Source organism: Hanstruepera marina (assembly GCF_019880635.1).
Lineage (GTDB): Bacteria > Bacteroidota > Bacteroidia > Flavobacteriales > Flavobacteriaceae > Hanstruepera > Hanstruepera marina.
Genome location: NZ_JAINVX010000001.1, coordinates 1,184,359 through 1,196,894 on the forward strand (window position 1 = coordinate 1,184,359; position 12,536 = coordinate 1,196,894).

Below are 12,536 nucleotides of genomic sequence, written 5' to 3' on the forward strand. Positions count from 1 at the left end.
GTCTTGGATATTTTGTACTTTTGCAGGACTTAAAAAATTAATCACCTAAAAAAGATACTATATGGCATTTGATATTGACATGATAAAAAAGGTTTACGCTACAATGTCAGAGCGTGTTGATGCAGCAAGAGAAGTGGTAGGCAAGCCTTTAACCCTTTCTGAAAAGATATTATACTCACATCTTTGGGATGGTAAGCCAACCCAAGCTTTCCAACGCGGTAAGGATTATGTAGACTTTGCACCAGATAGAGTTGCATGTCAAGATGCTACAGCACAAATGGCTTTGTTACAGTTTATGCAGGCTGGTAAAGATAAAGTTGCGGTTCCTACAACAGTGCATTGCGATCATTTAATTCAAGCTAAACAAGGTGCTTCAATAGATTTGCAAAGTGCGCTTAACACAAGTAATGAAGTATTTAATTTCTTGGAATCTGTTTCTAATAAGTATGGTATAGGTTTCTGGAAACCTGGAGCTGGAATAATACATCAAGTAGTTTTGGAGAATTATGCTTTTCCAGGAGGAATGATGATAGGTACAGATTCACATACTGTTAATGCTGGTGGATTAGGAATGGTTGCTATTGGTGTAGGTGGTGCAGATGCTGTTGATGTAATGGCAGGCATGGCATGGGAGTTAAAATTTCCAAAGCTAATAGGTGTGAAGTTAACCGGTAAGTTATCAGGATGGACTGCCCCTAAAGACGTGATTTTAAAAGTAGCTGAAATTCTTACCGTAAAAGGAGGAACCGGAGCTATTGTGGAATATTTTGGGCCTGGTGCGACAGCAATGTCTTGTACAGGAAAAGGGACTATTTGTAATATGGGTGCCGAAATTGGAGCTACAACGTCAACATTTGGTTATGATGATTCTATGGAACGCTATTTACGTGCAACCGATAGGGCTGATGTTGCTGATGCGGCTAATGAGGTCAAAGATTATTTAACTGGTGATGCTGAAGTTTACGCTAATCCTGAACAGTATTTTGATCAAGTTATAGAAATTAATTTGTCAGAACTAGGGCCATTATTAAATGGACCATTTACACCAGATTTGTCAACACCAGTTGGCTCTGAAATGACTGAAAAGGCAAAATCTAATGATTGGCCTATAAAAGTGGAATGGGGATTAATAGGTTCTTGTACCAATTCATCTTATGAAGATTTATCACGTGCTTCTTCAATTGCGCAACAAGCGTTGGATAAAGGTTTAAAAACTAAAGCTGAATTCGGGATTAATCCTGGTTCGGAGCAGGTTAGGTTTACAGCAGAACGCGATGGAATTCTACAAGTATTTGAAAAATTAGATGCCAAAATATTTACGAATGCCTGTGGACCATGTATTGGACAATGGGCGCGTTATGAAGATCCTAAAAATGCACCTAAAAATAGTATTGTGCATTCTTTTAATAGAAACTTTGCGAAACGTGCAGATGGTAATCCTAATACACATGCATTTGTAGCTTCGCCAGAATTAACAGCAGCTATTGCTATAGCCGGGCGATTGGACTTTAATCCATTAACCGATAAGTTAATAAATGAAAATGGAGAAGAGGTTATGTTAGACGAGCCTACAGGATGGGAATTGCCTCCTAAAGGTTTTGAAGTAGATGACAATGGGTATTTAGCTCCTGTAGCAGATGGTAGCCATGTCCAAGTAACAGTAGATCCAAGTTCAGAACGTTTACAATTGTTGACACCATTCGAACCTATTGGGAGAGAGATTAAAGGTGCTAAATTGTTAATAAAAGCTTTTGGAAAGTGTACAACAGACCATATTTCTATGGCTGGGCCTTGGTTGCGTTACCGTGGGCATTTGGATAATATTTCAAATAATATGTTAATTGGTGCAGTTAACGCTTACAACAAGAAAACAAACTTTGTTAAAAATCAATTAAATGGTGATTATGAAGGTGTTCCAGATGTTGCTCGTCAATATAAAGCTAATGGAATTTATTCAGTAGTTGTAGGTGATCATAATTATGGTGAAGGGTCTTCGAGAGAGCATGCTGCTATGGAACCAAGGCATTTAGGTGTTGCTGCTGTAATTGTAAAGTCCTTTGCTCGTATTCATGAAACCAACCTTAAAAAGCAAGGTATGTTGGGCTTAACGTTTGCTAATGAAAACGATTACGATTTAATTCAGGAAGATGATACGATCAACTTTTTAGATTTAGATGGCTTTGCACCTGATAAACCATTGCATATAGAGTTTGTGCATAAAGATGGTTCGAAAGATGTTATTGAAGTTAATCATACATATAACCAAGCGCAAATTGAATGGTTTAACGAAGGTTCTGCTTTAAATTTAATAAAAAAGCAAAACGCTTAATTATAAAAATTGATAATATTAAAAACTCCTAACAATTAGTTAGGAGTTTTTTTATGTTGTTTGTAAGTATTTGATTTCCATTACGACAATCTCACTACTAACAATTTCAAAGCAATGGGTAATCTATGGTTTTTTGAAGACGTAAACTTGTTTAAAGTGTTATGTCCGCATAAATTCAAAGCATACAAGTCTAATCATGATTTTGATGCCTACAAGAAAAAAGATTACATTTATTTTGAAGATGATGCCGCAAATAAGGTATATCTTATAGAAAAAGGGAAAGTAAAAATTGGTTACTACAGTGAAAATGGAGATGAAGTAGTTAAGGCTATTTTGACTCGAGGCGAGCTTTTTGGAGAAAAAGCTATTTTGGGAGAAGCGGTTCGCGATGAATTTGCACAATCTGTAGATAATAATACATCTATTTGTCCAATAGGTGTTCAAACCATGCATGATTTAATGCGTGATAATCAAACCTTCAGTTTTAAAATATATAAGTTTATTGGTTTTAAGTTCAAGAAACTCGAACGACGTTTGCAGTTGCTTTTATTCAAGGATGCAAAAACTAGGTTAGTAGAATTTTTAAATGAATTATGTACTGAATACGGTTATGATTGCGAGCAAACAGGGGATCATGTAATTAAACACCCTTACACACAAAAAGACATTGCTTCTCTAATTGGTACATCTAGGCCTACACTTAATATATTACTACAGGAATTAAAATCGGAAAATTATTTAGATTTTAGCCGAAAGGAAATCAGAATTTTTAAAAATGCCAGTTAGTGTTAGCTAGCTAACATTTTAAAAGCTTCAGACATTTTAATTTTGAACTATAACTTTTTAAAATTAAAATGCAATGATTAAAAAAATGTTTTTTTCGGTATTAGCATTGTCTGTTATAATTACATCTTGTAGCAATGACGATGATAACAATCCCAACACACCAGTTAATTCTCCTTTAACATTAAATCTTTCGGGATTAGAAGATTTAGGAAGTGATTATGTATATGAAGGTTGGATTATTGTAGATGGAGCACCAATTTCAACAGGAACCTTTTCTAGTGTTACGTTCCCTCAAACGTTTATGGTTAGCACAGCACAATTGAACAGTGCGACTACGTTTGTGTTGTCAATCGAGCCAGCTATTGATAGTGATCCTGCACCAGCTGATACTAAAGTTTTGGCTGGCGATTTTTCTGGTAATTCAGCTAACGTGAATACTGGCATTTTAGGTGATTTTTCTAATGCTTCAGGTGCTTTCTTTTTAAGAACGCCAACTGATGAAGGTGGTATGAATAATGGCAATGACGAGAATGGTGTTTGGTTTGGTACTCCTGGAATGCCACCAGTTCCTAACTTTAATTTACCAACATTGCCTGATGGATGGACATACGAAGGATGGGTTGTTGGTGATTCAGGGCCATTAACAACAGGGACGTTTAATGTTTTCGATATGGCTGATGATGCTGCCCCTTTTAGTGAAACTGTACAGCCAGGACCTCCAGTTCCAGGTGAAGATTTCTTTTTAAACGAACCAGCAGGAGAAACCTTTCCGCTAGATATAAGAAATAGAACAGTGGTTATATCGGTAGAGCCGGTTCCTGATAACTCACCAGCCCCTTTTGCGATGAAGCCTTTAGTTGGTACGGCGGGAATGGCAACTGCACCTGCAGTTCACGACTTTGGTCAGAATTTGGGATCATTACCTAGTGGTTCTGTAAGCAGATAAGTTGGTTAACCAGCTTTGTTTTTGTTAGTTTTAAAGCATAGTTTCGTCAAAGAAATTATGCTTTAATTTTTTAAAATGAAAAGACCAAAAGTAAAAACAAGCAATATAATCTTCATAATAGTAATTGCATTATTAATTATACCACAAACTAGACAACCTATACAGGTTTTTATTCACAGTGGTTTAGCTTTAATAAGTCCATCAACAATCGATAATCCAGACCAAAAAGCGATTTCTGATTATAATTGGAAATTGGTAGATCAAGATGGAAACCCTTTTGATTTTAATAATGCTAAAGGTCAAGTTATCTTTGTAAATTTTTGGGCAACCTGGTGTCCGCCCTGTATTGCCGAAATGCCAAGTATTGAAGCCTTGTACAAGGATTATAATGACAAGGTCTTGTTTTTATTGGTATCGAACGAAAAACCAGAAGCCATCGTAAAATTTAAGGAAAAAAGGAGTTTTAATTTTAAGTTTTATAACCCTATTAGTGCTCCGCCAAGTTATTTTGAAACGCGAAGTATACCCAAGACCTATGTAATTGATAAATCAGGAAATATAGTTATGGATAGAGGTGGAGCTGCCAATTGGAATAGTGATAAGGTAAGGGCAACTTTAGATAGGCTAATATCTGAATAAAACCCTGAAAAAAGCTTTTATAAAAGTAATAGAGAATAACGACTGCATAATTTTAATGTCTTGAAAAAAAGTGGTCTCTTCATCTAAAAACTGAAACATGGTGTTTACTGAATTCTTTTTATAAAACTGTTCGAAAATCCAAACACCTTTATCATTATTTTCATATAATACGTTAAGAAAAATTTTGTCGTAGAATCTATATTTTTTCTTTATTAAATTATCTGTTGGATTTTTATATGATTTAAGATTCATAATTATCGTAGCAACATTCTTTTCTGTATGTTTAAACGAATATCCAGTTGAGCCTTTAACCCAACCACCACCAGTACCAATTTTGGTTATATGTTTTGAGTTGTAATTCCAAAATTCAAAATCTGTCATAGGTATATTGCCACGTTCGGTTTCAGTTATTGTGTATTGATCCAAATTTAGTTCGTGTTTTAAATAACTGTCAATCCCTTCATCATAAACCTGTTCGTCAACCGGATGTGGTGTAAAAAAAGTGTATTCAATTAGAGCTTCGCTTTCAGAAAAAGGTAATACATAAATAAAACTTGTTGTGAGTTTGTATTGAAACCGAAAGTCCATTATGGTAAAGTTACCAGGATTAAAACATGGAGTCTTACTTTTTATAACAAATCCTTTAAAATGCTGATGGATTATGGTATGTTTTGTATCAGAAAAAAAAGCTTCTGGAATTCTACTATCAAACACATGTTGGCCTATGTAATTATGTTTTTCGCCATATACATTTACGTGTTCTCTTTCTTCTAGGCGATTAATGGTATCTAAAACAAAGTGGATGTTATCTTGTTCTTTTAGTTCATTAATTGCTAAAGTGTAAAAATCTATCGAACGGATAGTTTTATAGGTGTAATCTTTTAAATCAAGTTTTAGATTAATTTTATTGGAGCAAAAAAGTGCCGTGCTCCACGTTTTATGTGTTATTTTATCCCATTTACTTGAGCCTTGTTCCCAAAAACTCCATGTTTTGTCATTTTCGGTCTTATTTTTTGGGTCTATTAGGGCAATTTGTTTGTTTTTAAAGAAATGATCACGGGATAAACCTAATGCCAACTGTAAACCGGCCAATCCACTTCCAATAATAATATAATCGAAATGTAAAGGCTTGGGCATAAAGCTTATTAAGATTAAAGACTATTTTTTAAAGTATTTGAAAGGTACGAATAACATACCAAAACACTCGCCATCATGTTTTCCTAAATGTTTGTGATGAATTTTATGAGCACGCCTTACACCTTTGGCATACCAATTATTGGCATTTCTGAATAGTTTAAAACGCTGATGAATAAAAATATCATGAACTAAAAAATACGTGCAGCCATAGACGAATATTCCTAACCCAATTGGTAATCCAACCCAAAAGTCGTTGTATTTCCAAAGTAAGAATAGTGTGATGCTCACTATAGCATAAAAAATAAAAAATGCATCATTTCTTTCAAACCAACTGTCATGATCCTTTCTATGGTGGTCTTTATGTAAATACCAAAGAAAACCATGCATAATATATTTATGGGTAAACCAAGCCATGAACTCCATGAAAAGGAAAGTCCCTAAAAAAATTAATATCCAAAGTATTACGGTCATGTTACAATAAATTTAATTGATATTTTACATAACTACGCGTGAGTAGTTCGATTTTTTTATAATTTGGCACTCTAATCCTAGAGTTTTTAATTTGAAGAGCAGGCGTTTTCTTAAGTTTCTTTAACAGCTGTTTGTAGTAGCGATAAGCTACGAAAACTCCAAATTTAGCTTCTATAGGCAATTGTTTTATACCTTCTAATCCCAGTTCAAAATCATTTTCTATTTCATTAATAATGGCTTGTTTAGACTCTTCATCTAATTTAGATAAATCAGTGTTTGGAAAATAAGATCTATTTAGTATTTCGTAATCACTTTTTAAATCGCGTAGGAAGTTTACTTTTTGGAATGCTGAACCTAAATGCATCGCGGTAGACTTCAGGTTTTCATATTGTTCTTCATTACCATTGACGAATACTTTTAAACACATTAAACCAACTACATCTGCAGAACCATATATATATTCTTTGTACTCCTCTTGCGTTAGATAAGTGGTTTTAAATAAATCTGTACGCATGCTTTTCATAAATGCTTCTACAAGATCCCTGTTAATATTGTATTTGTGATACGTTTCTTGAAATGCATTAAGAATAGGGTTGAGGCTTATTTTACGCGCTAAAGCAAGATTTAAATCTTTTTCAAATTCCTCAAATAGCTCGGCTTGGTTATAATTATGAAAACTATCTACAATTTCATCAGCAAATCTAACAAAACCATAAATATTATAAATATCCTGACGTATTGAAGGCGCCAGCATTTTGGTTGCTAGTGAAAACGATGTACTATAGGTTTTAGTAACTGTTTTACTACAAGAATACGATACATTGTCAAAAATTGATTTCATGATTTATTCGCGTGGTGTTTGTTAATGAGTTCTGCAACAAGTTTACCTGAAATTAATGATGGTGGGACTCCAGGCCCAGGAACTGTTAATTGTCCTGTGAAATATAAATTCTTTACTTTTTTACTTTTAAGCTTTGGTCTTAAAAAAGCTGTTTGCATAAGTGTGTTGGCCATTCCATAGGCATTGCCTTTATAGGAGTTGTAGTCTTTGATGAAATCGTTGACACAAAAAGACTCTGAAAATAAAATTGAGCTTCTTACTTTTTGTGAGGTTAGGGTTTCAAATCGATCCATAATTTTTGTAAAACACTCACTTCGCATTTTTTTTGTGTCTTTAAGACCAGGAGCCAGTGGAATTAAAAATATTCCTGCTTCCTTGCCTTCGGGAGCGGCATTGGAATCTGTAATAGAAGGGAAGCTAGCATAAAATAATGGATCGTCAGGCCATTCAGGGCTGTCGTAAATTGACTTGGCATGTTTATCAAAATCAACATCAAAAAAAAGTGTATGGTGATTGACATTTTTCAATTTTTTATCAAAACCAACATAGAAGAGAAGTGATGAAGGAGCAAAAGTTCTGCTTTCCCAATATTTTTCTGAATATTGCCTGAATTCAGGCTCTAACAATGTTTCGGTATGATGATAATCTGCACCGCTTAAAAGGATATCGCAGGTGTAATTTTTACTATTTGAAATAATTCCAGTTACCTGTCCATTTTTAATCTCTATACTATCAATAGGAGCATTGGTTCTTATTTTTACACCTAAACTTTTTGACAAAGCTTCTAAGGCTAGAATGACTTCATACATACCTTTTTTTGGATGAAATGTACCTAATCCAAAATCGGCATAATTCATAAAGTTATAGAATGATGGTGTATCACTAGGTTTGGCACCTAGAAATAGTACAGGAAATTCTAAAATTTTAGTCAGTCTTTCATTTTTAAACGCTTTTCTAACGTCTTTTTTTATTGTGCTAAAAAACTGATCTAATTTTTTTATTGTTTTTGATGTTACGAGCTCAAATGGAGAAACACCCGGATTGTAAACCAGATCCTTTATTGCGATATTATAGTTATCTCTGGCTTTGTCAATAAACTTTTTGAGTAGAGTTGAGCTTCCGGGCTCCTCTTTTTCAAAAGCCTCACAAATTTTTTCGAGCGTACTTTCTATAGTTATGTAGTCATCTTTACCAAAATAAACAGAATAAGCAGGATTTAACTTTTCAAGTGTATAATATTCTGAAGGTTTTTTATTGAAGTCATCAAAAAATCGTTCAAAAACATCTGGCATCCAATACCAAGTTGGACCAATATCAAAACTAAATCCCTCTTTTTTTAATTGCCTTGCGCGCCCACCAATGGTGCTATTTTTTTCAAAAATAGTTACATCATAACCTGCTTTTGCTAGGTAGCAAGAAGCAGATAGGGATGAAAAACCTGAACCAATTATTATAATTTGCTGTTTCATTTGTTTAACAAATATACAAAAATGTTAAACAAAAATATAATTTTATATTTCTTTTATGAAATTTTCGACAGAATGGTAAGGTTTAATGGATTTATCTAGTTTATTGGCATTTACGTTGTCCAATAATCTACCAAAAATCCATAGCTGATTATCATTAGTAAGCAGCTCATTTTTAAATTCGTTTAAGTAATCTAAAATACTATCACTATCTGGTTTTACAGTAAAGTAAGATATAAAGGTAATGCTACTGTATTGCTTTAAAACATCTTTCAAACTTATTATTGGAACACTTGGTCCTAAATAAATAGTGTGATAGCCAGCTTTTACTAATTGGTAGTTAATAAATAGTAGGCCTAAATCGTGAATTTCATTTAAAGGCAAGTACAATACAAATGTCCTATCATTTATTATTGGAGCTTTAATTTGATGAACTTCAATGTTTGTAAGTAGCTTTTGTTTTATTAATTCTGAAATAAAATGTTCTTGCGCAGGTGTAATTGTATTGGTTTGCCAAAGGAGTCCAATTTCACTCATTAACGGGACAAAAACTTCTAGAAAAATTTCTGAAAAAGTCTTTTGTTTGGCTAAACCATCGTAGGTTTTAAAAAATAATATCTTGTCAAAATTTAACATGGCTAGTTTAAACATACTTATGGCATGGTCACTCTCTTGTTCTTTGGAAGAAAGTTCTTTTACCGTATTAGCTATGTCTAAATCATTAATCTTGGCAATTTTAGATATTTTAAAACCATTGTTGTACAAAAAGGTAACATTCAAAAGCTTTTGCAGACTTTCTAGGCTGTAGTATCGTATATTGGTGTCTGTTCTATTGGGTTGTAATAAGTTGTAACGTTTTTCCCAAATTCTGATTGTATGAGCTTTAACTCCTGAAAGATGCTCTAAATCCTTTATACTAAAATTTGTTTTAATATTGTTCATGCATTTCAATGAATTATTAAACAAAAATAATTTAATTTATTGTAATCAAACAAAAAATTAGTATAAAATTATGAAGTGCGCACGAGAAGACTCGAACTTCCACGACCAAAAGCGGTCATTAGGCCCTCAACCTAACGCGTCTACCAATTCCGCCACGTGCGCATTATTAGGAAAGTATAAAAATAAAAAAAGTTAAGCAAAGGCTTAACTTTTTTTGTGACCGGGCTGGGGCTCGAACCCAGGACCCTCTCCTTAAAAGGGAGATGCTCTACCAACTGAGCTACCCGGTCATTGTTTCTCTGTAACGAGGGTGCAAATATATAATGTTTAATTAATAAAACAATACTTTTTTTAGAGATTTTTTTGTTTTTTTGTTTGGTCGGTTAGTATCTTTTTAATTATCAAATAACAACAGAAAAATGAATATTGTTTTATTGGGTTATATGGCTTCGGGAAAGTCTATTGTTGGTCAAAAATTAGCTCAAATTTTAGATTGGCAGTTCATTGATTTGGATAAGGTAATTGAAGAAAAGGAAGATTTATCTGTGCAAGATATTTTTAAAACTAAGGGTGAAATATTTTTTAGAAAAGTAGAGAGCAAGTGTTTGAGTGATGTTCTTGTAAATTCAGATAAATCTGTAATAGCATTGGGAGGCGGTACACCTTGTTATGGTAATAATATAAACCTAATTAGTAGAAACCAAAATACAACTAGCATTTATTTAAGTGTTGCTGTAGCTGAACTTGTTAATAGGCTGTTTGAAGATAAGGCAAAGCGGCCTTTAGTGGCTCACCTTTCTAATCGTAACGATATGACGGAATTTGTTGGCAAACATTTGTTTGAAAGATTCTCCTATTATAATCAAGCGGATATTGTGGTAAATGCCAATTCTGATATTGATAGCGTTGTAAAAACTATTCTTTTAGAATTATTTTAAAAACACTTCATAAGGTTTTTTGTCAAGAATTACATCTACGTGTTCATGCAAAGAAGTAGAAAGCGAAATGCCTTTAAAATCAGCTTTTACAGGATACTTTTTGTGATTTCTGTTAACCAAAACAGCAGTTTTAAATTGCTTTAAAGGAACATCTAAAAAATGCTTTACGCCATAAATCAAAGTAGTTCCAGAGTTTAATACATCATCAATTAAAATTACAGATTTATCTATATATTCTTCAGGTGTCAGTGAAGTTTTTATAGCATTTCTTGGTGCTTTTTTGTCAATTTCAACGCGACATAATACAGGCTCAATAGGTGATATTTTTTTTAAAATAGACTTTAGTTTTTTTGCCAAAACATAGCCATTGCTATCAATTCCAGCTAAAATCACTTCTTTTTCATCAACATTACTCTCATAAATTTGATATGCTATCCGTCTTACTTTGTGAACAACAGTATCGTGATCCAGTATAATGTTATTAATTTCAGAATTCATAAAAAATTCATTTTTTTCAAAGATAAAATAGATATTTTAAAATGGCGTCTAATTATGGGAATCATTTTCGTCATAAAAATCGTCAATATCGCGTCTATCTTTTTTGGTTGGTCTACCAGTTCCTTTTTTTCGGTAATAGTCTTTGGAATACTTTAATAATTCAGAGGCTGCAAAAGCCTCTTTGGGCGTAGTATCTGTTCTGTAAATATCAACTAATTTGGCACCTACACGATTTGGGGGAATATCATTAACTGTTAAGCTATAATTAATTTGATCTTTGCGAACCTCTATTTTATCTGTAGGGTAAACTTCACGACTGGGTTTTACAGTATCACTATTAACACGTACATGCCCTTTTTTGCAAGCAGCTGTTGCTATACTTCTAGTTTTAAAATACCTAACACACCATAAATACTTGTCTATTCGCATACAATTCGTCTAAAAACTACGTTAATGTTGTTGTGCAAAATTATTTAAAAATTGTATCTTGCTCCACAAAAATAAGCAATAATGAAATTAAGAAAATTAGTACTACCACTTATTGGACTTTTTATGGTGTTATCTTCATGTAATAATGATGATGACAGTCCTAGTACTGTGCCTCCTAGAGATAAAGGTGAAGTTTACGAAGAAGATTTAGCCGAAATTGAAGAATTCTTGAGTACACATTTTTTTAACTACGAAGACTTTGATTTTAATAACCCTGATAATCCAGACAATGATACTTTTGAGATAGTTTTTGATACTATTGCTGGTGTAAATAGTGATAAAATTTCTTTAATGGATAGTCCGCAATTAGAATACAAAATTGTTGAAGATTCTGGTATTGATTATAAGTTGTATTACCTGAATGTTCGTCAAGGAGGTGGTAATGAAATTCATTTTTGTGATGAGGCTAAACTAATATATGAGGGAAGCATTACAACTGGACACGTGTTTGATAGCGCTGTAAATCCTGCTTCATTTAATTTAATTACCGTTGGGTCATCTGCTGGTGTGGTACCAGGTTTTCAACAAGGTGTTATTGAATTTAAAACTAGCACAAGTTTTACTGATAATGGCGATGGCACTGTTACATATCATGGACACGGAATTGGAGCTGTTTTTATTCCATCAGGTTTAGGGTATTTTCAACAACCTTTAATTGGAGTACCAAGTTACACACCATTGATTTTTAAATTTGACCTTTACGAACGTACGCTTTTAGACCATGATGGTGATAATATCTATTCGTATTTAGAAGATTTAAACATGAATGGTGATCTTTTTGATGATGATACTGACGGCGATTTTGGGCCAAATTTTATAGACAATGAAGATGATGGAGACGGGTATTTTACAGCTGATGAATTAGGGTATAATACCTATGTTGTGGATACCAATATGGGGGAAACAGAACCCGTTTTAGCTGGTAATGAATATGAAATGAGTAGAACTGAAGAAAACGGAATTATTACAATTGAAACGTTTGTAATGTTGGACAGAACAGGAGATGGAACACCAGATTTTTTAGACGTTAATACAATTCCAGAATAAAAAATAA

Annotated in this window: 13 protein-coding genes and 2 tRNA genes; 6 read left to right on the plus strand and 9 right to left on the minus strand. The window is 33.3% G+C overall.

All coding sequences use genetic code 11. The annotated features are described in order from the left end of the window. Nucleotides 1-61: 61 nt before the first annotated feature. From K7G76_RS05545 to K7G76_RS05560, 4 genes are all read left to right on the plus strand, one after another. Nucleotides 62-2,329 (plus strand): aconitate hydratase, encoded by a 2,268-nt coding sequence (locus K7G76_RS05545; protein ID WP_223033182.1) that lies wholly within the window; start codon nt 62-64, stop codon nt 2,327-2,329. Nucleotides 2,330-2,443: 114 nt separating this feature from the next. After that, nucleotides 2,444-3,115 carry a Crp/Fnr family transcriptional regulator gene (locus tag K7G76_RS05550; RefSeq protein ID WP_223033183.1) on the plus strand — a complete coding sequence of 224 codons (672 nt, stop codon included), beginning with the start codon at nt 2,444-2,446 and terminating at the stop codon, nt 3,113-3,115. A 73-nt stretch (nt 3,116-3,188) separates the two neighbouring features. Then, nucleotides 3,189-4,061: an anti-sigma factor gene (locus tag K7G76_RS05555; protein ID WP_223033184.1), complete on the plus strand. Its 873-nt coding sequence runs from the start codon at nt 3,189-3,191 to the stop codon at nt 4,059-4,061. Nucleotides 4,062-4,136: 75 nt separating this feature from the next. After that, entirely contained in the window at nt 4,137-4,700 is a 564-nt protein-coding gene (locus K7G76_RS05560; protein ID WP_223033185.1) for a TlpA family protein disulfide reductase, read from the plus strand. On the opposite strand, the gene K7G76_RS05565 is transcribed toward K7G76_RS05560, so the two are convergent. The 7 genes from K7G76_RS05565 to K7G76_RS05595 form a co-directional block, all read right to left on the minus strand. Beyond that, nucleotides 4,686-5,837: a lycopene cyclase family protein gene (locus K7G76_RS05565; protein ID WP_223033186.1), complete on the minus strand. Its 1,152-nt coding sequence runs from the start codon at nt 5,835-5,837 to the stop codon at nt 4,686-4,688. The genes K7G76_RS05560 and K7G76_RS05565 overlap by 15 nt on opposite strands. A 21-nt stretch (nt 5,838-5,858) precedes the next feature. Then, entirely contained in the window at nt 5,859-6,308 is a 450-nt protein-coding gene (locus K7G76_RS05570) for a sterol desaturase family protein (protein ID WP_223033187.1), read from the minus strand. Between the two features lies 1 nt (nt 6,309). Next, complete coding sequence (locus tag K7G76_RS05575) at nt 6,310-7,149, minus strand: phytoene/squalene synthase family protein (RefSeq protein WP_223033188.1); 840 nt, start codon at nt 7,147-7,149, stop codon at nt 6,310-6,312. Next, on the minus strand, nt 7,146-8,618 hold the full coding sequence (locus tag K7G76_RS05580; protein WP_223033189.1) for a phytoene desaturase family protein: 1,473 nt from the start codon (nt 8,616-8,618) through the stop codon (nt 7,146-7,148). Before K7G76_RS05580 ends, K7G76_RS05575 begins: the two co-directional genes overlap by 4 nt. Nucleotides 8,619-8,660: 42 nt before the next feature. Continuing rightward, a complete protein-coding gene (locus tag K7G76_RS05585; protein WP_223033190.1) occupies nt 8,661-9,557 on the minus strand; it encodes a MerR family transcriptional regulator in 897 nt (298 codons plus the stop codon). Between the two features lie 76 nt (nt 9,558-9,633). Further along, nucleotides 9,634-9,719: transfer RNA gene (locus K7G76_RS05590), tRNA-Leu, on the minus strand. A 55-nt stretch (nt 9,720-9,774) separates the two neighbouring features. Then, nucleotides 9,775-9,847, minus strand: a tRNA-Lys gene (locus tag K7G76_RS05595). Nucleotides 9,848-9,976: 129 nt separating this feature from the next. Here K7G76_RS05595 and K7G76_RS05600 point away from each other — a divergent pair. Continuing rightward, complete coding sequence (locus K7G76_RS05600; protein WP_223033191.1) at nt 9,977-10,495, plus strand: shikimate kinase; 519 nt, start codon at nt 9,977-9,979, stop codon at nt 10,493-10,495. On the opposite strand, the gene K7G76_RS05605 is transcribed toward K7G76_RS05600, so the two are convergent. Together K7G76_RS05605 and K7G76_RS05610 are read right to left on the minus strand one after the other, a co-directional pair. Beyond that, complete coding sequence (locus K7G76_RS05605) at nt 10,487-10,993, minus strand: phosphoribosyltransferase family protein (RefSeq protein WP_223033192.1); 507 nt, start codon at nt 10,991-10,993, stop codon at nt 10,487-10,489. The genes K7G76_RS05600 and K7G76_RS05605 overlap by 9 nt on opposite strands. Before the next feature lie 48 nt (nt 10,994-11,041). Further along, a complete protein-coding gene (locus K7G76_RS05610) occupies nt 11,042-11,422 on the minus strand; it encodes an RNA-binding S4 domain-containing protein (RefSeq protein WP_223033193.1) in 381 nt (126 codons plus the stop codon). Between the two features lie 81 nt (nt 11,423-11,503). On the opposite strand from K7G76_RS05610, the gene K7G76_RS05615 reads away from it, so the two are divergent. Next, entirely contained in the window at nt 11,504-12,529 is a 1,026-nt protein-coding gene (locus tag K7G76_RS05615; protein WP_223033194.1) for an FKBP-type peptidyl-prolyl cis-trans isomerase, read from the plus strand. The last annotated feature ends 7 nt before the right edge of the window (nt 12,530-12,536 follow it).